The sequence below is a fragment of the Pseudomonas putida genome (genome assembly GCF_002906855.1).
Lineage (GTDB): Bacteria > Pseudomonadota > Gammaproteobacteria > Pseudomonadales > Pseudomonadaceae > Aquipseudomonas > Aquipseudomonas putida_N.
Genome location: NZ_MINI01000028.1, coordinates 2,503,130 through 2,528,336 on the forward strand (window position 1 = coordinate 2,503,130; position 25,207 = coordinate 2,528,336).

Annotated in this window: 21 protein-coding genes; 15 read left to right on the top strand and 6 right to left on the bottom strand. The window is 60.3% G+C overall.

Annotated features, from left to right (window positions below; genetic code table 11):
• Positions 1–164: 164 nt before the first annotated feature.
• Positions 165–1,304: a glutathione-independent formaldehyde dehydrogenase gene (locus BGP85_RS12080; RefSeq protein WP_103447364.1), complete on the bottom strand. Its 1,140-nt coding sequence runs from the start codon at positions 1,302–1,304 to the stop codon at positions 165–167.
• 419 nt (positions 1,305–1,723) lie between these two features.
• On the opposite strand from BGP85_RS12080, the gene BGP85_RS12090 reads away from it, so the two are divergent.
• Positions 1,724–2,188, top strand: a complete 465-nt coding sequence (locus tag BGP85_RS12090) for a hemerythrin domain-containing protein (RefSeq protein WP_103447366.1) — start codon at positions 1,724–1,726, stop codon at positions 2,186–2,188.
• A gap of 127 nt (positions 2,189–2,315) precedes the next feature.
• Here BGP85_RS12090 and BGP85_RS12095 read toward each other — a convergent pair whose 3' ends face one another.
• Positions 2,316–2,504, bottom strand: a complete 189-nt coding sequence (locus tag BGP85_RS12095; RefSeq protein WP_181004492.1) for a hypothetical protein — start codon at positions 2,502–2,504, stop codon at positions 2,316–2,318.
• 173 nt (positions 2,505–2,677) lie between these two features.
• On the opposite strand from BGP85_RS12095, the gene BGP85_RS12100 reads away from it, so the two are divergent.
• The 11 genes from BGP85_RS12100 (at position 2,678) to BGP85_RS12150 (ending at position 15,499) form a co-directional block, all read left to right on the top strand.
• Positions 2,678–2,923, top strand: a complete 246-nt coding sequence (locus BGP85_RS12100) for a hypothetical protein (protein ID WP_103447367.1) — start codon at positions 2,678–2,680, stop codon at positions 2,921–2,923.
• A gap of 241 nt (positions 2,924–3,164) precedes the next feature.
• Positions 3,165–4,679 carry an ArnT family glycosyltransferase gene (locus BGP85_RS12105; protein ID WP_103447368.1) on the top strand — a complete coding sequence of 505 codons (1,515 nt, stop codon included), beginning with the start codon at positions 3,165–3,167 and terminating at the stop codon, positions 4,677–4,679.
• Between the two features lie 403 nt (positions 4,680–5,082).
• On the top strand, positions 5,083–6,234 hold the full coding sequence (gene arnB, locus BGP85_RS12110; protein ID WP_103447369.1) for a UDP-4-amino-4-deoxy-L-arabinose aminotransferase: 1,152 nt from the start codon (positions 5,083–5,085) through the stop codon (positions 6,232–6,234).
• Positions 6,231–7,253: an undecaprenyl-phosphate 4-deoxy-4-formamido-L-arabinose transferase gene (gene arnC / locus BGP85_RS12115; RefSeq protein WP_103447370.1), complete on the top strand. Its 1,023-nt coding sequence runs from the start codon at positions 6,231–6,233 to the stop codon at positions 7,251–7,253. The genes arnB and arnC overlap by 4 nt, the downstream gene beginning before the upstream one ends.
• A complete protein-coding gene (arnA, locus tag BGP85_RS12120; protein WP_103447371.1) occupies positions 7,250–9,256 on the top strand; it encodes a bifunctional UDP-4-amino-4-deoxy-L-arabinose formyltransferase/UDP-glucuronic acid oxidase ArnA in 2,007 nt (668 codons plus the stop codon). The genes arnC and arnA overlap by 4 nt, the downstream gene beginning before the upstream one ends.
• Positions 9,256–10,140: a 4-deoxy-4-formamido-L-arabinose-phosphoundecaprenol deformylase gene (gene arnD, locus BGP85_RS12125; RefSeq protein WP_103447372.1), complete on the top strand. Its 885-nt coding sequence runs from the start codon at positions 9,256–9,258 to the stop codon at positions 10,138–10,140. Before arnA ends, arnD begins: the two co-directional genes overlap by 1 nt.
• The gene (arnT, locus tag BGP85_RS12130; RefSeq protein ID WP_103447373.1) at positions 10,137–11,786 is read left to right on the top strand and encodes a lipid IV(A) 4-amino-4-deoxy-L-arabinosyltransferase; all 1,650 of its coding nucleotides are present in this window, start codon (positions 10,137–10,139) and stop codon (positions 11,784–11,786) included. Before arnD ends, arnT begins: the two co-directional genes overlap by 4 nt.
• Positions 11,783–12,127, top strand: a complete 345-nt coding sequence (arnE, locus tag BGP85_RS12135) for a 4-amino-4-deoxy-L-arabinose-phosphoundecaprenol flippase subunit ArnE (protein WP_103447374.1) — start codon at positions 11,783–11,785, stop codon at positions 12,125–12,127. The genes arnT and arnE overlap by 4 nt, the downstream gene beginning before the upstream one ends.
• Entirely contained in the window at positions 12,124–12,537 is a 414-nt protein-coding gene (gene arnF, locus BGP85_RS12140; RefSeq protein ID WP_103447375.1) for a 4-amino-4-deoxy-L-arabinose-phosphoundecaprenol flippase subunit ArnF, read from the top strand. Before arnE ends, arnF begins: the two co-directional genes overlap by 4 nt.
• Entirely contained in the window at positions 12,534–13,907 is a 1,374-nt protein-coding gene (locus BGP85_RS12145; protein ID WP_103447376.1) for a UDP-glucose dehydrogenase family protein, read from the top strand. Before arnF ends, BGP85_RS12145 begins: the two co-directional genes overlap by 4 nt.
• Entirely contained in the window at positions 13,904–15,499 is a 1,596-nt protein-coding gene (locus tag BGP85_RS12150; RefSeq protein WP_103447377.1) for an ArnT family glycosyltransferase, read from the top strand. Before BGP85_RS12145 ends, BGP85_RS12150 begins: the two co-directional genes overlap by 4 nt.
• Before the next feature lie 17 nt (positions 15,500–15,516).
• Here BGP85_RS12150 and BGP85_RS12155 read toward each other — a convergent pair whose 3' ends face one another.
• On the bottom strand, positions 15,517–15,792 hold the full coding sequence (locus BGP85_RS12155) for a hypothetical protein (RefSeq protein ID WP_103447378.1): 276 nt from the start codon (positions 15,790–15,792) through the stop codon (positions 15,517–15,519).
• Between the two features lie 182 nt (positions 15,793–15,974).
• Between BGP85_RS12155 and BGP85_RS12160 the strand changes: the two genes are divergently transcribed.
• Together BGP85_RS12160 and BGP85_RS12165 are read left to right on the top strand one after the other, a co-directional pair.
• Complete coding sequence (locus BGP85_RS12160; protein ID WP_103447379.1) at positions 15,975–16,670, top strand: ABC transporter ATP-binding protein; 696 nt, start codon at positions 15,975–15,977, stop codon at positions 16,668–16,670.
• Positions 16,667–17,461 carry an ABC transporter permease gene (locus tag BGP85_RS12165; protein WP_103447380.1) on the top strand — a complete coding sequence of 265 codons (795 nt, stop codon included), beginning with the start codon at positions 16,667–16,669 and terminating at the stop codon, positions 17,459–17,461. The genes BGP85_RS12160 and BGP85_RS12165 overlap by 4 nt, the downstream gene beginning before the upstream one ends.
• An 82-nt stretch (positions 17,462–17,543) precedes the next feature.
• Here BGP85_RS12165 and BGP85_RS12170 read toward each other — a convergent pair whose 3' ends face one another.
• Positions 17,544–20,429 carry an RHS repeat-associated core domain-containing protein gene (locus tag BGP85_RS12170; protein WP_181004493.1) on the bottom strand — a complete coding sequence of 962 codons (2,886 nt, stop codon included), beginning with the start codon at positions 20,427–20,429 and terminating at the stop codon, positions 17,544–17,546.
• 1,893 nt (positions 20,430–22,322) lie between these two features.
• On the opposite strand from BGP85_RS12170, the gene BGP85_RS29570 reads away from it, so the two are divergent.
• The gene (locus tag BGP85_RS29570; RefSeq protein ID WP_374755315.1) at positions 22,323–23,456 is read left to right on the top strand and encodes an RHS repeat-associated core domain-containing protein; all 1,134 of its coding nucleotides are present in this window, start codon (positions 22,323–22,325) and stop codon (positions 23,454–23,456) included.
• A gap of 57 nt (positions 23,457–23,513) precedes the next feature.
• On the opposite strand, the gene paaX is transcribed toward BGP85_RS29570, so the two are convergent.
• Together paaX and paaY are read right to left on the bottom strand one after the other, a co-directional pair.
• Positions 23,514–24,437: a phenylacetic acid degradation operon negative regulatory protein PaaX gene (paaX, locus tag BGP85_RS12180; RefSeq protein ID WP_181004495.1), complete on the bottom strand. Its 924-nt coding sequence runs from the start codon at positions 24,435–24,437 to the stop codon at positions 23,514–23,516.
• Between the two features lie 77 nt (positions 24,438–24,514).
• A complete protein-coding gene (gene paaY / locus BGP85_RS12185; protein WP_103447384.1) occupies positions 24,515–25,114 on the bottom strand; it encodes a phenylacetic acid degradation protein PaaY in 600 nt (199 codons plus the stop codon).
• Positions 25,115–25,207 lie beyond the last annotated feature (93 nt).

Consider the following 25,207-nt stretch of genomic DNA (forward strand, 5'->3'; position numbering starts at 1 on the left):
TCAAAAGGATCTGGTGGATCCCATGTCTCTCGCTTTGTATGAGATTCCCATGCCAATCCTAAATTCCCTTCATTTTCTCTGCCCCCCTACCCCAGACGAACATCGATGATGAACCTTCGTTAGGGTTGCCCGTGCTTCCGTCCCTGGAAGCCTATATGAAGGGATCAAGCGGCTGGCTTGAGTACCACCTTGGTCCAACCATCATCCCGTGCATCGAAGTGCTTGTAGGCATCCGGGCCTTCCGCCAGCTTAAGGCGATGAGAGATGATCTGGGAGGGCTTGGCACGCCCATGATGAATAAGCTCTGCAAGACGGCGATTGTAGGCCTTCACGTTTGCCTGGCCTGTGCGAATCTGTTGGCCCTTGAACCAGAACGCGCCGAAATCGAAGGCCATCTTGCCCTTTTTCGCCAAATCGTTTTTCGCACCCGGATCCTCAGGCACGAACACACCCACCACGCCTATGCCACCGGTCGCCTTGGTTGAAGCGACCAGGTTGTTCATTGTCAGGTAGTTCGCTTCATGACCATGTTTGTCGCAGCATTGGTAGCCAACACATTCGCATCCGCGGTCGGTGCCTTTGCCATGGGTAAGGTTCATGATCTCTTCCACAGCCTTCTGCTCGACAGCATTGATGGGCGTTGCCCCCAGTTGCGCGGCCAACTGCAGGCGATCTGGCTGGTTGTCGATGACAAACACCTGGGAAGCCCCTTTGATGATTGCCGAGTGCGCCGCCATCAGCCCGACCGGGCCTGCGCCATAGATGGCAATGCTCTCCCCCGGCTGCAGACCCGCAAGCTCGGTTGCATGCCAACCGGTAGGGAAAATGTCTGAAAGCATCACGTAGTCATCTTCCCGCTCCTGTGCATCCTCCGGCAGTACCAGACAATTGAAATCCGCATAGGGAACGCGTAGCAACTCCGCCTGGCCACCTTGATAGGGCCCCATCTCGGCGAAGCCGTATGCGGCACCGGCAGCTCCTGGGTTGGCCGTGAGGCAGAAGCCTGTTAGCCCTTTTTCGCAGTTTTCGCAGAACCCGCAGCCGATATTGAATGGCAGGCAGACCCGATCACCCACTTTGACCCGGTCGACCCCGGCGCCCACCTCGATCACTTCTCCCAGGTTTTCATGCCCGAACACGCGTCCCGCTTCGAAAGAGGTGCGACCTTCATACATGTGCAGGTCGGAGCCGCAGATGTTAGTCGTGGTGATCCGCACCAGTACGTCGGTGGGTTTCTCGATTCTTGCGTCCGGTACATCCTTGACCGCGACGTCGCGTGGGCCGTTATACACAATGGCTTTCATGCTGAACTCCCTAATGTCAGGGGCGACAGAAAAGTGCCCTACCCTGTTCAGGTGTTCAGTGAGCATCGAGTGTTCAATCTGCTGGGCCATGAGCCGGATCAGTGGCGCTAATATTCATTGCTACGGGCAGTGCGAAGTTCCAGATCAGCGCAAAGGCCTTGAACATGGTGGTGGTCCGCGCCGGCTATGGCTTTGAGAAAGCCGCGGTCGGCGAGCCGTCGCAGGCCTCGCCATTCGCGGCTAGGTTCACTTGCAAAAGGTTAGCGGTAGGACAGCCTCGCAGCCTCAACACCCACATCATCTTCGCAGCATCCACCCTGTCGCGGCAGAACACACATCAACTGTATTGAACCCTTGCGCTAAAACCCTACTCCACCCAGAGCAACCGTGATTTTCCCCAGCCCCTGCAGAGGTGTCCCATGAACGCAATCGAACTGCTGATCCAGGACCATCAACTGGTGAAGAAACTGCTCGAGGAACTGTCGTCTACCACCGAGCGCGCCGTGAAGAAACGCGCCGAACTGCTCGAACGTATCAAGCAGGAGGTGAGCATCCATACCGCTCTGGAAGAAGAGATCCTGTACCCCGCGATTAAGCAGGCGGGCGGCAAGGAAGAAGCGAAAATGTACTACGAGGCCAAGGAGGAACACCGCACGGTCGACTCATTGGTCATTCCCGACCTGCTACACACCGAGACCGGGACCGTGGAGTTTGCCGGCCGGGTCAAGGTGATGAAAGAGCTGCTAGAGCATCATATCGAGGAGGAAGAAAGCGAGCTGTTCCCCACCGCCCGCAAGCTGCTGGGCAAGCAGGCACTTGAAGACATGGGCCAGGCCATGGAAGCTCAGAAAAAACTGCTTAAGGGTGAACAGCGCGCAGCCTGATTACCGCCAGCGCGCCCATCCGGGCGCGCTACCCCGGACTTACTCGGTAAAAGCATTGCCAGGCTTCGATGAAGTTTGGCGTGGCGACATACACCACATCCACCCCGCCCGAGCCGAGCAGCGCCGCTTAATCTTCGTAAGCATAGGCTTTGAGCCCGCACCGATCGACCCATACCGTCGCCTTCTGCGGGTCGCCCGTGACCAGCGCGGTCATGACCGAATTGTCAGCCTGGCCGATACCAGGCACGAAGGCAGCTTGGGAAATCGAGCCGCCGGCCACTACGCCATAGCGGATCTTGGCTGCTGCATTGGGCATGAAGCCCTTCCTTGTGGTGACGATGATTGATCATGTCAGTTACCAGAGTGGGCAGGTCGTACGGCCGTGAGGCTCCATAAGTCTGGCTACCGTGAGTGTTGGCAAAGCATTGTGAACCCGGGTAGGCGCTCGCCAGTCCCACATCGAAACGCAATCAGTTTGGGTATCCCGTGATGAATGACTGGATCGACTTTCTCGAATGGCCCGCCATGCTCCTTACCGTGCTTGCCGCCTGGTGCATCGGTTCAAGGCGCCCGGGCAGACGCAAACTGGGCTTCTGCTGCTTCATCGCCAGCAACGTGCTGTGGGGGATGTGGGGATGGCAGGCACAAGCCTGGGCGCTGATCCTTCTGCAGGTCTGCCTGTGCATCATGAACCTGCGGGGCTGGAAGAAAAACACGGCGATGGAACCAAGCTGAATGGGTCATGCTTATGTGCGCCGCAAAGTGTGGCGCCTAGGCCGTTCGCTCCACCCTTCAGCGCCATCGCACAGGTCGCCGCGCGGGCAGGACAAAGAAATGGTGAACATCCCATTTATTGTTGTTATGAGAAATAAGTAGTCCAGCCACTGCTTTGCAACTTTTTCACCAATTCTTCACTGCCCTCGCACTTTTTGCTGCCTAGGATTCGCCGACAATTTGCCTGTCCGCAGAGTCAGCCATGCATCAGAGAAGAACCGATCAACGCGCGTTGCTGTTACTGCTTGCCACTACGGCCGTTTTATTGATGTTAGGCCTGGGGAGCCGCGAACTTTGGGGTGCAGAAACCCGCTGGGCAAACATCGCCCTGCAGATGCTGCAAAGCGGCGACTACTTTGACCCGTACCTCAAGGGTGGCGCCTATTACGACAAACCCCTGCTGTCCTATTGGCTGATTACTACCAGCGCCTGGCTGACCGGGGGCCTGGGCCCTTGGTCGCTGCGCCTTTCATCCGTCATTGCGGCGTGGTTCAGCGTTTGGCTGATCTACCTGCTCGGCGAGCGCCTGTTCCGCAAAGGCACCGGACTAGTGGCTGGCTGGATGCTGGCCACGACTTTCTACTTCGTGTTCTGGGCACGGGTTGCCACCGCTGACATCCTTACGGTGTGCGGCGTGCTGGCCGCAGTCTGGTGGTATTGGCGCGGGCCTGAGGATACGCGTTTCTGGCGCTATGTCGGCTTCTTCGGGTTATTGGCGCTGACCTCGCTGTTCAAGGGCCTGATCGGCTTCATCCTGCCAGGCCTGGTGTTGCTGCCGCACCTGCTGAGCGAAGGCCGTTGGCGCCGCCACCTGAACCTGCGTCTGCTGGCTGCACTGCTGCTGGCCGGAGCGCTGTACATGCTGCCGTTTCTACTCTCGCACCTGTACGGCGCACCCAACTACGGCGAAAGCGGCCTTGGGCTGGTACTGCGGGAGAACGTGGTGCGGTTCTTCCGGCCATTCGACAACCTGGGGCCGATCTATACCTACCTGGTATACCTGCCGGTCTACACCCTGCCCTGGGCACCCTGCTGGATCATTGCCGTGTGGGTTGCCGTACGCCACTGGCGGCAGATCGAGCCTGATACCCGCTGGCTGATTCAGGGCCTTGGCCTGCTGATGCTGTTCTTCACCGCCAGCGGCAGCAGGCGCAGCTACTATGTGCTGCCGCTGGTGCCGTTCGCACAACTGCTCGGTGCCTGGTGGATCACCCGGCGCATGGCCCTGCGCGAGGCCGCCGGGCGGCGCCTGCAGGCCGGCTTCGCGGTCACCGCAGTGTTGCTGATGGCAGTACTGGGCATTCTGGTGCCCTGGAGCAATGGCGGCGGTGGCGTGATCAGCTTCGGCGAGGCCGTGCTTGAACAGGCGAGCCGTCAGGCACCCCTTGCACAATGGCAACTGGTAATGGTCGAGGTGGACAACAAGGTGCCGATGTACCTCCAAACGGGTGGTGCCCCCTTCTACTATGTGGCGCAGACCGAGGATTACCCCCGCAGCGGCGACACCGCCAGCTTGATGGCCTGGCTGAAGCGTACCAGCGGCAAGCACTGGGACCCGCAGCGCACGATCATCGTCGCGCATTACCTCCACGGCGAGGCGCCGCCCTTTGGCTACCTGGAGAGCGATCATCAGGTCATCACCACCCAGCCCAGCCGTGGCGAGCAGTGGCTACACGCCCGCGATGATCAAAGCGTGGCCTATATTCCCAAAACCTAGGCCGTGCCCTGCCCGTCTTCAAGCCTGTAACTAACAGCGACTATTCGGCCAACTACAAGCATTGTTTTACAACCATCCGAATGGATGTTTATGCACATGAAATTTATTGGTAGCTTCATACTTTGTCAGAAAGCTGAACCTCAGCTGTCTGCATTTGCGATGTAATGAGAAGGCGACCATTTTTTTATACTTCTTTCACAAAATCGAGCATAACCTTGGCCGGATAAGCCCCTGACAACCACGACGGCACGGATGACTGAGCCCCGCAGAAAAACCTGACTTAGCGCAACACAGCAACTTTTAGCCTGTGCATGGGATGCAAAAAACTTCTTTGCGTCTACGCTGGCAATTGGACCAATGAAATCAATGGGTTCTGTCATTTTCCTGTATCACCGAGGTGCTCATGAGTGAGGCGTTTCTCCCCTTCTCTCGTCCTAGTATGGGCGAAGAAGAAATTGCGGCTGTCGAAAAAGTCCTGCGTTCGGGCTGGATCACGACCGGGCCACAGAACCAGGCACTTGAAGAGCAGTTCGCGCAGTACGTCGGTTGCCGCCATGCGGTGGCCCTGTCATCGGCCACCGGCGGTATGCACATCGCCTTGCTGGCACTGGGTATCGGCCCGGGGGACGAAGTCATTACCCCGTCGCAGACCTGGGTGTCCACGGCCAACATGATTTCGCTGCTCGGTGCCACGCCGGTGTTCGTCGATGTCGATCGCGACACCCTGATGACCGATGCGTCGCGTATCGAGGCCGCCATCACCTCGCGGACGAAAGCCATCATCCCAGTGCATTACGCCGGCGCTGCCTTCGACCTTGACCCGCTGTACGCACTGGCCGACAAGCATGGTATCGCCGTCATCGAAGACGCCGCCCATGCCGCTGGCACTCGCTACAAAGGCCGCCATGTCGGCGCCAAAGGTACAGCGATCTTCTCGTTCCACGCGATCAAGAACATGACCTGCGCCGAAGGCGCGATGTTCGTCAGCGACGACGAAGCTCTGGCCAGCCGCGTGCGGATGCTCAAGTTCCACGGTCTGGGTGTTGATGCCTACGATCGCATGACCCATGGCCGCAAGCCCCAGGCCCAGGTCATGGAGCCAGGCTTCAAGTACAACCTTGCCGACATCAACGCCGCCATCGCCCTGGTGCAACTCAAGCGCCTGGACGCGATCAACGCCCGCCGAACCGAACTGGCCGCCCGCTACCAGCAACGCTTCGAAGGCCTGCCAGTGCAGCCCCTGACCGTGCCGACTGCCTATGCGCAGCAGCACGCCTGGCACCTGTACATCCTGCGCATCGACAGCGAACGCTGTGGCCTGGACCGCGAAGCCTTCATGAAAGGCCTGCAAGAGCGCGGCATCGGCACCGGCATCCACTTCATCGCCACCCACCTGCACACCTGGTACCGCCAGCGTGATCCGCAGCTGTCGCTGCCGAACACCGAATGGAACTCTGCACGGTTGTGCTCCATTCCGTTGTTCCCCGACATGACCGACCAGGACCTCGACCGGGTCGTTACCGCCATTGAGCAGGTTGTGGGGAAACGCCCGTGAGACCGTACCCAATCAACTGCGTGTCCATCGTCATTCCGGTCTACAACGAGCAGGAAAGCCTGCCCGAACTGCTGCGCCGCACCGGCGCAGCTTGCCAGCAGCTGCGCCACCCTTATGAAATCGTGCTGGTCGACGACGGCAGCCGCGACGACTCGGCGCAAATCCTCGAAGACGCCGCCCAGGCCGAGAACAGCCCGTTCGTGGCGGTCATCCTCAACCGCAACTACGGCCAGCACGCGGCGATCATGGCCGGTTTCGAACAGTGCAAAGGCGACGTGGTGATCACCCTCGACGCTGACCTGCAAAACCCGCCGGAAGAAATCCCGCGCCTGGTCGCCGAAGCCGAACGCGGCTTCGACGTGGTCGGCACGGTGCGCAGCAACCGCCAGGACTCGGCCCTGCGCCGCTGGCCGTCGAAGGTGATCAACTACGCGGTCAAACGCTCCACCGGCGTTGCCATGAGCGACTACGGCTGCATGCTGCGCGCCTACCGGCGCACTGTGATCGACGCCATGCTCGCCTGCCGCGAGCGCAGCACCTTCATCCCGATCCTGGCCAACAGCTTCGCCCGCCATACCACCGAGATCCTGGTGACCCACGCCGAGCGTGAACACGGCGATTCGAAATACAGCCCGATGCGCCTGATCAGCCTGATGTTCGACCTGATCACCTGCATGACCACCACGCCATTGCGCCTGCTGAGCATCGTCGGTTTCAGCATGGCTGCGCTTGGGGTGCTGTTCGCCTTCGCGTTGATCGTGCTGCGCCTGGCATTTGGCCCGGGCTGGGCCGGTAACGGCCTGTTCGTGCTGTTCGCCGTGCTGTTCGTGTTCACCGGTGGCCAGTTCATCGGCATGGGCCTGCTCGGCGAGTACCTGGGGCGCATGTATAGCGACGTGCGCGCCCGGCCACGGTTCTTCATCGAAAAAGTGCTGCGCAGCGGTCCTCCGCCTGTGCCGGCGCAAAGCGTCACCGTTGATGGTTTCACTTCCTCTACTTCTGGTCAGGTTCACTCATGAGTGCAAAAACGGTTGTCTTCGCGTACCACGATATCGGCTGCGCCGGCATTGAAGCCCTGCTCGACAGCGGCTATGACATCGCAGCGGTGTTCACTCATGCCGACGATCCCAAGGAAAACGCCTTCTACGCCTCGGTGGCACAGCTGTGCGCCCGCAAAGGCATCCCGGTGCATGCACCGGAGGATGTCAACCACCCGCTGTGGGTCGAGCGCATCAGCCAGCTCGACCCCGACTACCTGTTCTCGTTCTACTACCGCAACCTGCTGAGCGAACCGCTGCTGGCCACCGGCCGCAAAGGTGCGTTCAACCTGCATGGCTCGCTGCTGCCGCGCTACCGCGGCCGTGCACCGGCCAACTGGGTGCTGGTCAACGGCGAAACCGAAACCGGCGTGACCCTGCACCGCATGGTCAAACGTGCCGATGCCGGTGCCATCGTCGCCCAGCTGCGGGTGGCTATCGAACGTAGCGACACCGCGCTGAGCCTGCATGGCAAGCTGCGTGCCGCTGCCGCCGACCTGCTGCGCGACACCTTGCCGAACCTGCGCCAGGGCAAGGTCAGCGAAACTCCACAGGATGAATCGAAGGCGACCGTGTTCGGCCGTCGTACTGCGGCCGATGGCCGCCTGGACTGGCAAGCGCCTGCCGAAACCCTGTTCAACCTGGTGCGCGCGGTGACCCAGCCCTACCCTGGCGCCTTCTGCCAGGTTGGCGAGCACAAGCTGATCGTCTGGAGCGCCGACGTGGTCAAGGGCAATGACGGCCTGGCCCCAGGCCGGGTCATCAGCACCGACCCGCTGCGCATCGCCTGTGGCGAGGACTCGCTGGTGATCAGTGCCGGCCAGCGCAACGACACCGGCCTGTACCTGAGCGGCCCGCAACTGGCCAACGAGCTGGGCCTGGTCGAAGGCTCGCTGCTGCGTGGCACCGACGCCCGCCGCAACGTTCGCCGCACCCGGGTATTGATCCTCGGGGTCAACGGTTTCATCGGCAACCACCTGTCCGAGCGCCTGCTCAGCGACGAGCGCTACGAAGTCTACGGCCTGGACATCGGCTCCGACGCCATCGAGCGCCTGCGCAACCACCCACGCTTCCACTTCGTCGAAGGCGACATCAGCATCCACTCCGAGTGGATCGAGTACCACATCAAGAAGTGCGACGTGGTGCTGCCTCTGGTGGCCATTGCCACGCCGATCGAATACACCCGCAACCCGCTGCGCGTGTTCGAGCTGGACTTCGAAGAGAACCTGCGCCTGGTGCGTTACTGCGTCAAGTACAACAAACGCGTGATCTTCCCGTCGACCTCTGAAGTCTACGGCATGTGCCAGGACCCAAACTTCGACGAAGACAGCTCCAACCTGGTGGTCGGGCCGATCAACAAGCAGCGCTGGATCTACTCGGTGTCCAAGCAGTTGCTCGACCGGGTCATCTGGGCCTATGGCCAGAAAGGCCTGAACTTCACCCTGTTCCGCCCGTTCAACTGGATGGGCCCACGCCTGGACCGCCTGGACTCTGCACGTATTGGCAGTTCCCGGGCCATCACCCAGCTGATCCTGAACCTGGTGGAAGGTACGCCGATCCGTCTGTTCGACGGCGGCGCACAGAAGCGTTGCTTCACCGACATCGCCGACGGCGTCGAGGCCCTGGCGCGGATCATCGACAACGACAACGATGCCTGCAACGGCCAGATCATCAACATCGGCAACCCGGACAACGAAGCCAGCATCCGCCAGCTGGGCGAAGAGCTGCTGCGCCAGTTCGAAGCCCACCCGCTGCGCAGCCACTTCCCGCCGTTCGCCGGTTTCCGCGACGTCGAGAGCAAGGCGTTCTACGGCGGCGGCTACCAGGACGTGTCCCACCGCAAGCCGAGCATCGCCAACGCCAAGCGCCTGCTGAACTGGGAACCGACCGTGGAGATGCGGGAGACCATCGGCAACACCCTGGACTTCTTCCTGCGTGAAGCCATGCGCGAGAACGAGACCCGTCCGGCAGAAGAAGCACGCTGATGCAGGCAGGGTTGCGCATCGACGTCGATACCTACCGCGGCACCCGTGAAGGTGTGCCGCGCCTGTTGGAGCTGCTCGACGAGGCGCAGGTCAAGGCGACGTTCTTCTTCAGTGTCGGTCCGGACAACATGGGGCGCCACTTGTGGCGCCTGATCCGCCCGCAGTTCTTGTGGAAGATGCTGCGCTCCAATGCCGCCGGGCTGTACGGCTGGGACATTCTCCTGGCCGGCACCGCCTGGCCCGGCAAGCCGATTGGCCGCGACCTCGGGCACCTGATGCGTCAGGCCCGGGACGCCGGCCACGAGGTCGGCCTGCACGCCTGGGACCACCACGGCTGGCAGGCGAATGCCGGGCACTGGAGCATGGCGCAACTGACCGAGCAGATCCGTCAGGGCGTCGACACCCTCACTGACATTCTCGGCGCACCGGTGGACTGTTCGGCCGTCGCCGGTTGGCGCGCGGACGAGCGGATCATCGAGGCCAAGCAGGCCTTCGGTTTTCGCTACAACAGCGATTGCCGAGGCACTAGCCTGTTCCGCCCTCGCCTGGCCGACGGCTCGCCAGGGGCGCCGCAGATTCCGGTGGACCTGCCGACCTTCGACGAGGTCGTCGGCCCGCAGGTGACTGCCGCGCAGTTCAACGCATTCATCCTTGGGCGCTTGCGCCCACAGGCACTCAACGTCTACACCATCCATGCAGAGGTAGAAGGGATTCTGATGGCCCAGGACTTCCGCCAATTGCTGGCCGATGCACGCCAGCGCGAAATCACGTTCAAACCCTTGGGCGAGCTGCTCCCCGCCTCGCTCGACACCTTGCCCGTTGCCAGCGTGCAGCGCGGCGTCCTGCAAGGCCGTGAGGGCTGGCTGGGAGTGCAGGGCTCATGAGCAGACGCTGGACGCTTGCGCTGCTGCTCGGCCTGTTCGTACTGGCCTTCCTGCTGCCACTGGGCGGCCATGGCTTGTGGATCCCCGACGAAACCCGCTACGCCCAGGTCAGCCAGGAGATGCTGCTGACCGGCAACTGGGTCTCGCCCCACTTCATGGGGCTGCGCTACTTCGAAAAACCTGCAGCCGGCTACTGGATGATCGCCCTCAGCCAGGGGCTGTTCGGCCAGAACCTGTTCGGCGTGCGTTTTGCCTCGGCGCTGAGCGTTGGGCTGAGCCTGATCCTGTGCTATCTGGTGGCACGCAGGCTCTGGAACGACCCGCGCAAGAGCCTGGTCTGCACCCTGATCTACATGAGCTTCTGCGTCATGGTCGGCCAGGCTGTCTATGCCAACCTCGATCCGCAGTTCACCCTGTGGGTCAACCTCAGCCTGGTAGCCTTGTGGTTCGCCGTAGACAGCCACAGCAACGGCCAGCGCCTTGCCGCCTGGGCGGTACTGGGGCTGGGCTGTGCCATGGGCTTCATGACCAAGGGTTTTCTCGCCTGGCTGCTGCCGGTGTTGATCGCCCTGCCGTGGATGCTCTGGCAGAAGCGCTGGCGTGAACTGTTGGTGTTCGGCCCGGTGGCCGTGCTGGTGGCGATCGTCGTCAGCCTGCCCTGGGTGCTGGCGGTCCATCTCCAGGAACCGGACTACTGGCGGTTCTTCTTCTGGCATGAGCACATTCGCCGCTTTGCCGGTGACGATGCCCAGCACAGCGCGCCCTTCTGGTACTACTTGCCGCTGCTGGTGGCCTACAGCCTGCCCTGGATCGCCATGCTGCCGCCGGCCCTGAAACAGGCCTGGCAGAGCCGTACCCAGGCCAAGGTCGTGTTCCTGCTGCTGTGGCTGCTGATGCCGTTGCTGTTCTTTAGCCTGAGCAAGGGCAAGCTGCCAACCTACATCTTCCCGTGCCTGCTGCCATTGGCCCTGCTGATCGGCCATGCCGTGGAAGAACGGCTGCGCCTGCATCAAGGCCGCGTGCTGGGCATCAACGGCTGGCTCAACGTGGTGATGGGCGTGATCGCCCTGATCGCACTGGCCTGGCTGCAATGGAAGAAACCGGTGTACGTCCACGAACCGACCGGTTTGCTGCTGATATGCGTGGCGATGGCGGGTTGGACCGTCGCAAGCCTGGCCCAGGCCCTGTCGCCGCTGCGCTGCTGGGCAGCTCCGGTGGCCGGCAGCCTGTTGCTGATGGCCCTGCTGCCGGCGGCAATGCCCAAGTCGGTGGAGGGCAACAAGATGCCCGACCAGTTCATCCTGCAGCACCTCGACGAACTGGCAGGCGCCACTCACCTGATGAGCAACGACCTCGGCGCGGCATCGGCACTGGCCTGGCGCCTGAAACAGCCGAACGTGGCGTTCTACAACACCGTCGGCGAACTGAAGTACGGCCTGGCGACTCCAGAAGGCGACGGTCGCCGGTTGAACGACAAGAACGTTCGCCAGTGGGTCGACGACGCCCGCCGCACTGGCACGGTCGCCGTGGTGATGCGGGTCAAGGGTGAGGATGAGCAACGTGAGCTTGCTCTGCTGCCTGAGGATGGCACCCGCTACCAGCAAGGCAAGATGGTGATCCTCATTCTGCCCAGAGTATCGCCATGAGCTGGTTGCTTCTGTTGACGGCCTGCCTGCTGACTTGCCTGGGCCAGGTGGCACAGAAGTTCGCCGTGGAAGGCTGGCGTGGGCAAGCGGGGCCGTGGACGGACAAGTTGCGTTCGCCCTGGCTGTGGCTGGCGCTCCTCGCCCTCGGCAGCGGTCTGCTGGTCTGGCTGCTGGTACTGCAGCGCATGGAGGTGGGTATCGCCTATCCGATGCTCAGCCTGAACTTCGTGGTGATCACCCTGATCGCCCGCTTTGGCTTCCATGAACCGGTCGATCGCCGGCACTGGCTGGGGGTAGCCATGGTCATCGCCGGTGTCGCACTGCTGGGGCAGCAATCATGAATCAGCGCCTTGGCATCGCGTTTGCTCTGGGTAGCGTGCTGCTGGTCAGCGGCGCCCAGTTGGCCATGCGCTGGAGCATGACCCGCCTGCCGCAACCAGGGCAGTGGCAATCGGTGCTGGCCGGTCAGGGCATCGATGCCCTCGCCGTGGCCGTAGTGCTGGCGGCGATCGCTGCCTATGGCCTGTCGATGTTGTGCTGGCTGCTGGCCCTGCGCGATCTGCCGTTGGGCCGGGCCTACTCGCTGCTGAGCCTGAGCTACGCCTTGGTTTACCTGTTGGCGGCCGGCCTGCCGCTGTTCGACGAAACATTCAGTTTGAGCAAATCACTGGGCGTGGCACTGGTCATGCTCGGGGTCATTACTATCAATACGCGTCCGGTCCGTTCGCCCGCATTAAGGAGTGCTCCATGAAAATTACAGTGTTTGGTAGCGGGTACGTCGGCCTGGTGCAAGCCGCGGTACTGGCCGAAGTCGGCCATGATGTCGTGTGCATGGATGTCGATGAGAAGAAAGTCGAGTTGTTGCGCCAAGGCCATGTCAGCATCTTTGAGCCGGGCCTTTCGAGCCTGGTGCGCGAAGGCCTGGATGGCGGCCGCCTGCAATTCACCACCGATGAAAAGCTCGCCGTCGAGCATGGCCGCGTCGCCTTCATTGCCGTCGGCACCCCCTCCTGCGCGGATGGCTCGGCGGACCTCAAGTATGTGCTGTCGGTCGGCGACGCGGTTGCCCGCCACCGCCAGCAACCGTTGATCCTGGTTGAAAAATCTACCGTGCCGGTAGGCACCGGTGACACCCTGCGTGCGCACATCACTACTGCGCTCAAGGGCCGCGAGCTGCGCATCGATATCGTGTCCAACCCGGAGTTCCTCAAGGAAGGCTCGGCCGTCGCCGATTGCCGCCGGCCGGACCGTATCGTCATCGGTTGCGAAGGTGAAGACGTGCGCGATGTCATGCGCGACCTCTACTCACCGTTCAACCGCAACCATGACCGCATCATGTTCATGGACCTGCGCAGCGCCGAGCTGACCAAGTACGCCGCCAACTGTATGCTCGCCACCAAGATCAGCTTCATCAACCAGATCGCCGAGCTGGCCGAGCATCTGGGTGCCGATATCGAATCGGTGCGCCAGGGCATCGGTGCCGACACCCGCATCGGCTACCATTTCATCTACCCAGGCTGCGGCTATGGCGGCTCGTGCTTCCCCAAGGACATGCGTGCGCTGATCCACAGTGCCGAGCAGGTGCATTGCTCCAGCGACTTGCTGCAGGCGGTCGAGGCGATCAACGAGCGCCAGAAGCACAAGCTGTTCGAGCGCATCCACGCCTTCTACAACGGTGACCTTGCCGGCAAGACCTTTGCCGTGTGGGGCCTGGCGTTCAAGCCCAACACCGACGACATGCGCGACGCCCCCAGCCGTGTGCTGCTTGAATCGCTATGGGCGGCCGGTGCCAGCGTGCGCGCCTTCGACCCCGAGGCCATGCAGGAAACCCAGCACCTGTATCCGGATGAAGAAAAACTGATGCTGATGGGTACCCCGGAATCGGTACTGTCCGGCGCCGACGCGTTGATCATCTGCACCGAATGGCAACAGTTCAAGGCGCCGGATTTCGAGCTGATCCAGCAACGCCTGAAGGCACCGGTGATCTTCGACGGGCGCAACCTCTATGACGCCGAGCGCCTGTCGCGCAAAGGTTTCAAGTACTTCCCGATCGGCCGTGGCGACTCCTGCCAGTTGCCGGTTTCCCCGCAATTGCCACGCCAGGGTACGAAAGCAGCGTGAAGACACTGCCTCTCACCATTCACCGGCAGTCCCTGCTTGCAGGATTGCTGGCGCTGCTGCTGTTCTGCGCCGGGGTGTATGGGCAGGCGCCAATCGGCTTCGACTCACGCTTCGTGCTGTTTGCCCAGGAGATGCTGCGCCATGGGCCGACGGTGTTCCCGACCACTTACGGGCAGCCCTATGCCGACTATACGTCGCTCTCGACACTGTTCATCTGGCTGTTGTCATTACCGTTCGGGGAGGTCAATGGCCTGAGCGCATGGCTGCCCAGTGCCATCGCCGGCGCGGTGATCGTGACCCTGATGTACCGGCTGCTGGCGCCGTTCTCGCTGCGCTGGGCATGGAGCAGCATTTCCCTGCTGTTGCTGACCGTCACCTTCGTCAGTGAAGTCCGGGCGGTGTCACAGGACCTCATGCTGGCCGCCGTCGCCTTCAGCGTGTTCTACCTGGGGTACGCCCACGACCAGCATGCTGCCGGGCGGCGCTGGCCGCTGGTGTTCGCCTTGTTGCTGTTGGGGTTTGGCATTCGCGGGCCGATCGGCCTGGTAGTGCCGACCGGCATGCTGTGCAGTTACTACCTGCTGACTGGCCAATGGCGGCGGATGCTGCTGTTTGGGGTGCTGGCCAGCCTGCTGCTGCTCGCCAGTGTCGGCCTGCTGCTGTGGCTGGCCAAGGCCAGCGGCGGCCAGGCGTTTCTGGATGATGTGATTCGCATGCAGTTCATGGGGCGCATGGATGGCAGCGAGGGCGCCAGCAGCCCGCTGTACTACTTCTCCAGCGCGCTGGGCAACTATGCGCTGGCCTATCCATTGGCACTGCTGGCACTGGTCGCCGCCTGGCTGGGCCGTGCGCAGCTGCAGGGGCCGGCGTTGCGCCTGGTCGGTTACTGCGCGGCTGCCGCGCTGCTGGTCATGGTCGGGCTGTCGATCCCCCAGGCCAAGAAGGCCCGCTACCTGCTACCGATGCTGCCGATGGTGGCGATCATCGCCGCCTACCCGTTCCAGGTGGCCCAGGGGCGGTTATTCGCCTGGCTACGCAGTGCCATCCAGGGGCTATGGCTGCTGATGCCGGGGCTGATGATGATTGCCTTGCTGGTGGCTCAGCGTCGTTACCCCGAAGAAACCGGTTCCGTCACCGTGCTGATGGTGGTGCTGGCGGCGTTGCAGTTGTGGGCGCTGTCGCGCCTGGTGCAGCCACATTGGCGTGCCGAAGTTGCCGCTGGCTGTGCGGTCATGGCGTTGTGGCTGGTGTATGTCGCGGTGGTCGAGCCAGTGGAGCGTCGGCTGTATGACACCCGCAGCTTCACCCTGGCAGTGCTCGCACAGGTTTCGCAGCAACCTGCCCCGCTGGTGCTGCATCGACTGGGCCAGGATGCCAAGGCCATCAAGTTCATGGTCAACCTCGACCAGGATCTGCGACCGCTGTTCACCGAGACCCCTAAACAACTGCAGGCCGTGCAGGGACCGGCGTGGCTGATGATGGACCGACACGACTTCCAGGCACTGCAAGGCACGTCGATGCAAACGCTGCAGCCGCAAATCAGTGGACGCTTCGACAACAACGACTATGTGCTGGTGTACCTCGGGCATTGAAGAACAGCTGGGGTTGCCTACAACTTGCGAGCGCGCAAGCGCTCGTGATAGCGGCCGCCCAATGCCCCTCCCCAGGGCATGATCAGGCCGATCACCAGCAGCACGATCAACAGCGTGACCCCTTCGAACGGGCTGAAGAACTCCAGTACGGCGCAGCCCAGGGTCAGCAGCAGCCCCAGGACCGTCAAGGCGTCCGGTTTGAGCACCGGGCAGTCGCTGCTCGCCACTGAGGAATGCAGAAAACCCACCAACCACAGGTAAAGCCAGCTGACCACGGATGCGATGAACAACATCAGAAACATCAAGTGATGGCTAAATATCGAAGTGTGCATGATGGGCAGCCCTGCTCAAGTATGCGTGTGGCGTTAGCGCTGGTTTAAGGCATTCGAAGTGAAAGTTCCGTCAAAAAAACCTGTCCTCGTGACTGGACTGCTTAAAATGTCGTTTTCCGATTCGGCGTGAAGGAACCCCACCATTGAAAGGCCCGCAGAACTCTCACGCCGACGTGGTCTTGATCGAGGCCAGGCAACTGGGTCGTGTCGATCTGCAGACCCAGGCCGCCTTGCTGGCACCCACCGACTTTTCATTGCACGCAGGCGAACGCCTGGCACTCATCGGTGCGTCGGGTTCGGGCAAAAGTGTCTTGTTGCGCGCCCTGGCGCTGCTGGATGCACCCAGCTCGGGTGAAGTCCTTTGGCTTGGCGAACCGATAACAGCACCACGGATACCGCATTTTCGCTCGCGCGCCTGCTACCTGACGCAACGTGCCGCGCTGGTAGAAGGCAGTGTCATGGACAACGTGCGGCTGCCCTTCACGCTCAAGCACAACCGCCAGTACCGGTTTGATGCAGATACGGCGACGCGCCTGTTGGCGCTGGCCGGCAAGCCGAGCGGCTTTCTCGACAAGACCGGCACCGACCTGTCCGGTGGCGAGGCACAGCTGGTGGCGCTCGTGCGGGCCCTGTTGCTGGCGCCACAGGTGCTGTTGCTCGACGAACCGACCTCCGCGCTCGACCCACAATCGGTGGCCGCCGTAGAAGCGCTGGTCATGAACTGGCTCGACGAATCCCCCAGCAGCCGAGCTTTCCTCTGGATCACCCACGACCATGCTCAAGCCGAGCGCATCAGTACGCGCACATTGACGATGCACCACGGCGTCTTGCAAAAATGAACTACCACAACCTTGCCTACACCGACGTGGCGATCGCCGCCGCGCTGATCCTGGTCAACGGCCTGCTGTCACTGCTGCTGAAACTGCAACTGGAGCGCCAGCTGCTTTGGGCATCGCTGCGCACCATCACCCAGCTGTTGGCCATCGGCTATATCCTCGGCTGGGTGTTCCAGCATGCCCAGTGGTACATCGTGCTGCCGCTGATGCTGAGCATGACGCTGATTGCCGGGTTTTCTGCAGCTGGCAGAGGCCAGCATCGCCATCGGGGGCAGTTGGCCGACAGCGTGTTGTCGGTCGGGTTGAGTGCCTGGTTGGTCACGGCCATTGGCCTGTTCGTGGTGCTGCGCGTGCGCCCCTGGTACGAGCCGCAATACGCCATTCCCATTCTTGGCATGATCCTCGGCAATACCCTGACCGCCGTCGCCTTGGGGATCGACCGCATGACCCGCGAGCTGAGCGCCCAACGGCCAACCGTGGACATGATTCTGTCGCTGGGTGGCACGCGTTGGGAGGCGGCACGCGCCGCAGCCAGCCAAGCGCTAAAGGCCGGCATGATGCCGACCCTGAACCAGATGTCGGTAGTGGGTATCGTCAGCCTGCCGGGCATGATGACCGGGCAGATACTGGCAGGACAGGCACCAGGGGACGCCGTGCGTTACCAGATCGTCATCATGTTCCTGATCGCCGCCGCGTCGGCGCTGGGCACGGTGTGTGCCGTGCTGATGACGTTCAACCGGCTGTTTTCGCCTGCGCATCAGTTTATGGCGCAGAGGCTGGTCAGGCGGGGTTGAGGAAGCTGGAAATACTTCTTCAGGACGCGAACCTCCGTGATAAGGTAATCAGTGCCGCCTTCAATAAATTCAGCAGTTACTTTCAGCTAAAGAATCGTCCAAAACCCCGACTTCCTTTCTGCTTGTCAAGTGCTGCTTTCACGATGTTAATTCTCTTCACTTCGATACCGACATTCATGGAAGTTGCACCGCGACCAACCCTAAGCTTGCGATCATTGTTCCTTCTCAAATAGCTATCAATAATTTTCTTCTGATCTCCCGTGGTCGATAGTTTCTGTAGCACCGTATTCGAATGGCTATATTTAAAAAATTTTAAGGAAATATCTGTGAGGTCGCTCAGGTCGCCTGGAGAAACAAAGTGACGCGTCCCGCCGGCAGATATGAAGTCAGAGAATTGATTGTGTGTATCTATGAATTCACCGGGAAATTGGCTCATGGCTCGCGCGTTAACAATGCTGAACATCGCACAGTCAACGGCCGACTTTTGAGCGCGCGTTTCATAGATAAGTACAAGGGGTCGCTTATTGACATTTGGGATACGACGTTTCACTTCGTTATACAAGTCTCTCAACCCTAGACCAATCCCGCCGGAGTTCGGAACATAGCGTCCATCAGGCGAGGTTGTCATTCCTTCCACTGACTCCACGTTTATGAGTGTCGCTCGGGTCGCCCCCTCTGGCTTATAAATATCGAAAGCTGTAAAGTGACCAGTGATGGGGGACCTAGGCGCCATCTGCACAATCGCTTGATAGTGCAGGGCGCCTGATGTTTTTTGATCTTTCAGCAATTTTGAGACGAATCTCGCTACGTCGCTGTAATACTCAATTGCACCAGGAGAAGAGCTATCATTTTTCCCCTTGCGCGCATTCTCGGATTCGACAATGGTTCGCATCGTCAGTATATCGAGGTCCTGTTGCTTCTCACCTGGCTGACGGTTGTGGCGGAAGTTTTCCATCGCATGCTCTAATGAACTCTTTAGTGACGCCTCGGGATGTTTGCCATCTGGATCAGTCATAAGAATCGGATTATTCCAGCAGAACCTAAAAAGATTAAGTCCATCGTTAAGCCCATCTGGGTCTGCACTGAGCCATCTGCTCAGTTCAGGCTGGTAATAACGCCAGCCATAGTAAATCAGCCCTGTCGCGTCGATTTCATGCCCTGAATAGCGATAAGTACGCTGCATCAGGCTACTAACCTCCTCGGCCTCTTCATCCCTACCGACAGTACCGCCGTAAGGGGCGTGCTCCTCACGCGCAGTGACTTTGCCAGAATCGTCCATTTCCCCGCCAATGCTGCCCAGGTGATCTCTGAAGCTGTAGCGTAAATGTGACTTGCCTGACATGGGTGTTTCAACCAGGCGAACGCCGCCCCCCTCGCTGACAACAACGTGCTTCTGAGTCACTGCCTGATCAGTCAGCAACCGTTGCCGTACTTCACAGCCACCGGCGTAGGTGGTGAAGGTAGCCTGCATGCCACCTGAAACGGTTACCGTGTGGATTTTACACGTGCGAGTACCACCGTCGGCGTAGTGATAGGCCTCGGTGTCGTCCCCTTCCCCCTCCTCACGCAACACTTGGCTCACCTGGCGCAGCTGGTTATCGGCATACCAGGCCAGCGCCCGACCATCGCTCAGCTGCTTCTGCAGCCCACCCGCCAGGAAGCCCGTCTCAGGTGACAAACCGCCCTCTTTGAGCGTGGCGCGATTGCTACCGGTAGCAACGCTGAGCTCGCGGCGCCGGTCGGCAGCTCCACCCATATGACTGATCAGGGTGAGGTTGTCGCCATCATCGTAGCTATAAGCTTCGCTGTAGGGCTTCCAGACTTTGCCCCCTGAGGGATCACTGGAGTGGCGTGCGACCGGAGCTCGCTCACGCCCGGTTGCCGAGGTCAGCCGGTAGCAGGTGTCGTAGGTATACAGGCGTAGGCCAGTGGCCTGCTGATTGTCGTGCCATTGCGGGTCGGCGCCTTTGTCTTCGAGCGTAAGAATATTGCCGACCGGGTCATAGGTGTAGTGCAAGTCACTGATCAGCAAAGCGCCAGATGGATGGCCAGCCGGGCGGGCTACGCTATGCCGGGTCAGGTACTGGGTACGTTGATCGTACGCGTACGTCTCGACTACACCGCTACCTGCGGTCTGCGAGAGTACCGCGCCGTCGGCCCTGCGCACCACGTCACGCAGGGTGACTACCTCTGTCAACGGGGCTGCGCCCTGCCCTGCATAGCGCAGTCGGGTTTCCATGACGCTGGCGCTAATGTCATACGCGGTGATAGTGGAAACATTTGCTGCATTGGTCATGGACAGCGCCGTGCCGGTAGCGTCATAGGTTGCGCAGACAACCAAGGCCTCTTCAGTGTCATTTTCTGTGGTCACTTCCCAGTCAGGCAGCCCCACTTCAGGCTTTAGCAGTCGCTGTTCAGTCAACAAGGCCTGGCCAGTGAGGGAGACGCGCAAGGTGCGACTGATGCCGGCATTGTTGCTCAGTTCCGTCATGGCGCCGGCCAGGTTCCTGGCCCGCCAGCGGGTATCGCTGGCCAATGCATACGCAAACCGCTCCCGAGTGCGGGCGAGGCCAGCCGCCGGTTGCTCTGTCGCGGCGAGCGGGCGCCCAGCAGCGGTTGCAGGCTCGTAGATCACTGCACTGACAGTGCCTTGGGCATTTTGCGACCACAACGGCCGGCCACCAATATCGCCAAGTGAAAGTGACACGTCTCCATCAGCGGTATGGAGTTTTAGCGTGGCAGCGCTAAGCGCAATGACGGTCAGCGCATCGGCATGGTCGGTAGCAGGATTGTCCAACTGGCGTGCGCCGTAGGCCCGGCTGGTGCGTGTCAGTGGATCCACCCTCGTTCGGGTGGTCAGTAGCCGAGCGGATGCGTCCTTATGTGTCCGCAGGAAACGCAGAACCCTGAAACCAGCAGCGACATTCGGTGTACCGAGGTGCAGGGACGGCACGGTGTTGACCGGCATACGAATCTCCATTTACTTTCGGTTCAGGGCAGCAGGAGTTCGGGATTGCAACGATTGCAGACAACGATGGCTGATCAGGAAATGGCTTGGCAACTGACAGAACTGATAGGTGCCTGGCCACTCGCTCGATGATACGGTCCCCCATGATTTATGCATTTCCCCGCCAGGTGAATGATGATCAGTTCCTCCCCTGCCCTGCATATGAGCACGCCGACGGTGAGCGTTAAAGAAAGTACAGGCGCTCAGGCACGCGAGTTGCGTTTTCTGCGTCACCCAGATCGGGCGAGCACCAGCGAACCTGCATCCATCCTGATCTCGCGCAGCGTCAACGAACCTATGTTGCGCACCGTCAGGCTGTATGGCGCACGGCAACTTCAGAATACCGACGGCCTGGTGATCCCTGATGCCATTAGCCATGCTGCACTTAATCGGCAGGCACTCATGACTCATACCGCAGACGGGGATGAGTCATATTCTCTGGGCGGTATCGGTGGGCAGCCCATATGGGCCCGCAACGCTCAGGGAACGGTAAATGTTTTTATCTATGAAGGTGCTGATACCACTGGGCGATTGCTGTCGGTTACCGAAACAGCGGCAGGAAGGCAAAAAGCCCGCACTCGGGAAAAACTGATTTACGGGGAAAGCAACCAGGCTGGCCGCAAGGCGCGCAACCTGGCAGGAGCAGTAACGCGTCGTTACGACAATGCCGGGTATACGGAGACCTGCTCGATAGCACTTACCAAGCGATCGATCGTTTCAGCACAGTGTCTGCTGAAACTGCAGGAAGCGTTGCCTGACTGGGCGGCCATCGAGCCGCCAGAGACCGAAGCGGCGCTCACGCAAATGGCAACTTACGATGCCACAGGAGCTGTGCTGACCAGTACCAACTCGGAAGATGTCACTGCAGCCACCGCATACGATATCACTGGCGTACTGCACACTGCCCGGCTCAAATACAAGCGGCAAACCGCTCCGGTCGACCTCATTACCTTGAGGGACATCGTGCGTCAGCCGAACGGTGCGGTGATTACGCAGTCAATGGGAAATGGGCTGACGGAGTTATTGGCGTACGACCCGCGCACACATTACCTGACTCGGCATACCATCATGCGCCCCTCGCATCACCGGCATGGCCCACTGGTTATCAGCGACCTGCATTATGTATACGACCCAGTGGGCAATATCCTGACACTTGATGATAAGGGAGCCGACCCGCAATGGCACCGCAACCAGCAGGCTACTGGTTTACGAAGCTACGCGTACGACACCCTCTATCGACTGGCCGCTGCTACCGGGCGGGAGCGTGTTCCCGTTGCACATTATGGCGTTGGCTCCTCAGAAAGCAGGGTCTGGGTTCCCTATACCGAAATCTTTTCCTACGATCATGGGGATAACCTCGCCCTGATTCGTCACCTCGCAGGCGCTGGCGATTACACGCGCAAGCTCGCCGTTGCCGAGGACAGCAATCGAGCGTTAGTCGATAAGCTTGGTCAGGCAGCTACGAATGGCTTCTGGGCCGGTGGGCTGCAAAAGCAACTGTCCAATGGCCAGGCGTTAAGCTGGTATGCCGATAATCAGTTGTATCAGGTCGCGCTGGTGACACGAAGCGACGGAGAACCGAATGACACCGAGCGTTACCTGTACGCAGATGGCGGCACCCGTTCCCGCAAAATCCAAATAGTCCAGGTTGCTTGTGGTTTACAGTCCTCGATAACCACTTACGCAGCTGGATGTGAGCGCCGTCAACGCCGACTGGCGAATGCGCTCCAGAAAGACATTTCTATTACCACTGCCGGAGAAGTGCGCTTTATCGAGAACAAACTCACTGGCGAACTTCATCTGCGCTATGCCTTCACGGACCGCCTGGGGAGTTGTGGGGGGGAGGCAGATGAGGTGGGACGTATAACTTCGCGTGAAGAGTTCTCAGCTTATGGCGACAGCGCTGGCTCGGATGAAGAGTCGACAGAAATTACTGATCGCACAGTGCGCTACGCTGCTAAGGAGCGGGATGCAACGGGGTTGTATTATTACGGCTGGCGTTATTATCAAGCTGAGCTGGGTCGATGGTTAAGCGCCGATCCAGGTGGATTGATTGATGGAGCCAACTTGTTCCGGTTCTGCCGTAATAATCCTGTCACCCTGAATGATCCGGATGGAAGAGATCCTCATGAAACTCTACAAGAGAATTTCCTGGTCAACGTGCGCCCCATGATTCTCAGTCGGAAGGATTTAGATTATGACGCCGCACTCGGCATCCTCGAAAGTCATTTAAAGCTGACAGGACAGGCGTTAGGCGAAAGCACCGTGAAGATCATGGAGTATTTTCATAAAGCACCTCGCTCAATAAACACAGGCTATGAGAAAGTAGGTGGCTACTCGGATGGTTATGTGAAAAACATGTTTGCCACCGAGGCACGGTCAAATAGCAGCCACTACATCGATATGCGCTTTGATACGGATAGCGCGCTGGTCAATATTGAGGGCGCTATTCCAGCGCTTAAAGAGCTGTATTTTTCTGATGATTTTAAGGTTGTGAGTAGTGAGCTTGCTCCTGCGCATCCAACCTATGGGGCAATACAGATGCACTCATTGGAGCTCTCCCAAGGCGGGGCGCCGATTTACGGGCCTTCTGCGTTCTTTTTAGCTGACGACACTGAGGCAATGAGATACCTGAGTTATACGCCGCAAGATTCTTTCCGTCTATTTGAGGATCTAACGACCCATGGCGAGGCCAAGCGCTTTCAAAACCACATGGCCGCAGCGGGTAACATGTATCCGTTAATTCGCTATGCGACGCCGGAACAGCTGAATTTTTATGAGCAGGTTATTATCAATGAGCAGATTCCGCATGGCCCACTAGAGGCTTACATTGAGTGGCAGTCTCACGGTCGCCTGCTGTTTGGGAAGGACATTGAGCACCTTGCAATCGCTGAAAGTGAAGTAAGCTTATGGACTTGGCTCAACGGTAGCAATCGTGCTGTTGACGCGTTCACTAAAAGGTTTAATGTAAAGACTCATTTCATTTGATTTCGGTAGTTTACTGCCTGGAGAAGGCTGCGGTAAGCAGCTGCACTATCAACCTCCTCAAGTCAAACCACCAAAGCGCTTGTAGAAGTTATCGTTCACATCGGGCAGCGGCCCATCGGCGGTTTCCAGAGCGCTGTTAAGCCAGCTTTCCGCCTTGGCGCAGACCAGCCGATACAGGTTGCGGCACAGCTGACGGGCGGCACGGCCCTCCCAGTCGCCGGGCAGCAGCTCGTCCGGCAGTTGCGGGTCGCGCAGCAGCAAGCGGCGGTATTCGTGGATCAACAAGGTGCGCGCCAGGAAGCAATCCTGGGCATCGAGCTCGTCCTGCTCTTTCAGGCTCTGCCACAACGGCCGGAACAGCTGGATGAACTCGCTGTACTGCTGGCCAAGCTCGTCGATACGCCAACTTTCACGCACCTGGGCGCGCATGGCCTTGGAGGCCAGCACTTCCTGGGTATGGGTTTCGAAAACAATACTGTCGTCGCTGGCCGCCAGCTCGCGCAAGGTGGCGGCCAGGTCACTGCGATCGGCCCGCGGGCAGCCCAGCAGGTTCGGCGCCATGGCACCAAAGCCCTGCCACTCCAGCTCTTCGCGCACGGCCTTGCGCTTGCCGGCGTCGAGCTGAGATAACAGCACCAGCGTCCAGGCACCGTCCCAGGCCGGTTGGCTTGGGCTGTACACGCGCTTGAAGGCCTTTTCGAAACGCCGCCGCCCGGTGCCGGTCAGGCTGTAGTAACTGCGCCGCCCCACCTTCTCGGCGGTCAGCCAGTCTTCCTTGGTCAGGCGGAAGATCGAGGTACGAATCAGCCGTTCGTTGATGCCGATCGGCTCCAGCAAGTTGATCAGGCTGCCCAGCCAGACCGTGCCGCCGTGGGGCTCGATGGCATCACCGTAGAGGGTGATGATCAGCGAGCTGGCGCGGATCGGAGTCTGCTCCTGAAAGCGGGTGATCAGGTTGTTCAGCGGAACGAGGTTGCTCATGGACGAACTGCGCACATTGAAAGCACCGACTATACCTGTGCGACAGGTCGCCTGACCATGGCGCGACGCAGCGATGCTCATGCGCCCGCCTCGCCTTTGGGCCTGAAGCCGCCGTCATCCATGCGCGGGCGCTGTGCTTCGGGGGCGGTCAGCGGTGGGCATTCCACCATCGTTGCCATACAGCGCTGGCTCAAGTGCTGGTACTCGGCAGTGCCGCGCTGCTTCCAGCTCAGTTCCTGCTCGGTCAGCGGGCGCTTGACCTGGGCTGGCGCCCCCATCACCAGGCTCTGTTCGGGGCATTCGAAGCCCGCTTTGACAAACGCAGTGGCGCCGACGATGCAGCGTGGCGCTATGTGCGCGCCGTCCATGACCACGGCATTCATGCCGACCAGGGCGTCTTCACCCACGCGGCAGCCATGCAGCACCGCGCCGTGGCCGACATGGCCATTGCGCTCGATCACCGTGTCACCGCCCGGGAAGCCATGCATGACGCAGGTGTCCTGCAGGTTGGCGCCCTCTTCCAGCACGATCCGCCCGAAGTCGCCGCGCAGGGATGCCAGCGGGCCAACGTAGCAGCGCGGGCCGACGATGACGTCACCAATCAGCACGGCACTCGGGTGCACATAAGCAGTGGGGTCGACCACCGGAGTAAGGCCATCGAGGCGATAGCAAGGCATGTCTTTGCTCCATTAATTTAGCTATTGATACAGTTTTATGTATCACAACATGATGCACTGCAGAACCAAGCATAAGCCGCATGCAAGCTGCTT

Excerpts from the sequence above, each read along its gene's own strand:
- BGP85_RS12105 (WP_103447368.1), top strand. The coding sequence starts at position 3,165 with ATGCATCAGAGAAGAACCGATCAACGCGCGTTGCTGTTACTGCTTGCC.
- arnT (WP_103447373.1), top strand. The coding sequence starts at position 10,137 with ATGAGCAGACGCTGGACGCTTGCGCTGCTGCTCGGCCTGTTCGTACTG.
- paaX (WP_181004495.1), bottom strand. The coding sequence starts at position 24,437 with ATGAGCAACCTCGTTCCGCTGAACAACCTGATCACCCGCTTTCAGGAG.
- arnB (WP_103447369.1), top strand. The coding sequence starts at position 5,083 with ATGAGTGAGGCGTTTCTCCCCTTCTCTCGTCCTAGTATGGGCGAAGAA.
- BGP85_RS12170 (WP_181004493.1), bottom strand. The coding sequence starts at position 20,429 with ATGCCGGTCAACACCGTGCCGTCCCTGCACCTCGGTACACCGAATGTC.
- arnA (WP_103447371.1), top strand. The coding sequence starts at position 7,250 with ATGAGTGCAAAAACGGTTGTCTTCGCGTACCACGATATCGGCTGCGCC.
- arnD (WP_103447372.1), top strand. The coding sequence starts at position 9,256 with ATGCAGGCAGGGTTGCGCATCGACGTCGATACCTACCGCGGCACCCGT.
- BGP85_RS12100 (WP_103447367.1), top strand. The coding sequence starts at position 2,678 with ATGAATGACTGGATCGACTTTCTCGAATGGCCCGCCATGCTCCTTACC.
- arnF (WP_103447375.1), top strand. The coding sequence starts at position 12,124 with ATGAATCAGCGCCTTGGCATCGCGTTTGCTCTGGGTAGCGTGCTGCTG.
- BGP85_RS12080 (WP_103447364.1), bottom strand. The coding sequence starts at position 1,304 with ATGAAAGCCATTGTGTATAACGGCCCACGCGACGTCGCGGTCAAGGAT.
- arnE (WP_103447374.1), top strand. The coding sequence starts at position 11,783 with ATGAGCTGGTTGCTTCTGTTGACGGCCTGCCTGCTGACTTGCCTGGGC.
- BGP85_RS12145 (WP_103447376.1), top strand. The coding sequence starts at position 12,534 with ATGAAAATTACAGTGTTTGGTAGCGGGTACGTCGGCCTGGTGCAAGCC.
- BGP85_RS12095 (WP_181004492.1), bottom strand. The coding sequence starts at position 2,504 with ATGCCCAATGCAGCAGCCAAGATCCGCTATGGCGTAGTGGCCGGCGGC.
- BGP85_RS12165 (WP_103447380.1), top strand. The coding sequence starts at position 16,667 with ATGAACTACCACAACCTTGCCTACACCGACGTGGCGATCGCCGCCGCG.
- BGP85_RS12090 (WP_103447366.1), top strand. The coding sequence starts at position 1,724 with ATGAACGCAATCGAACTGCTGATCCAGGACCATCAACTGGTGAAGAAA.
- BGP85_RS12155 (WP_103447378.1), bottom strand. The coding sequence starts at position 15,792 with ATGTTGTTCATCGCATCCGTGGTCAGCTGGCTTTACCTGTGGTTGGTG.
- paaY (WP_103447384.1), bottom strand. The coding sequence starts at position 25,114 with ATGCCTTGCTATCGCCTCGATGGCCTTACTCCGGTGGTCGACCCCACT.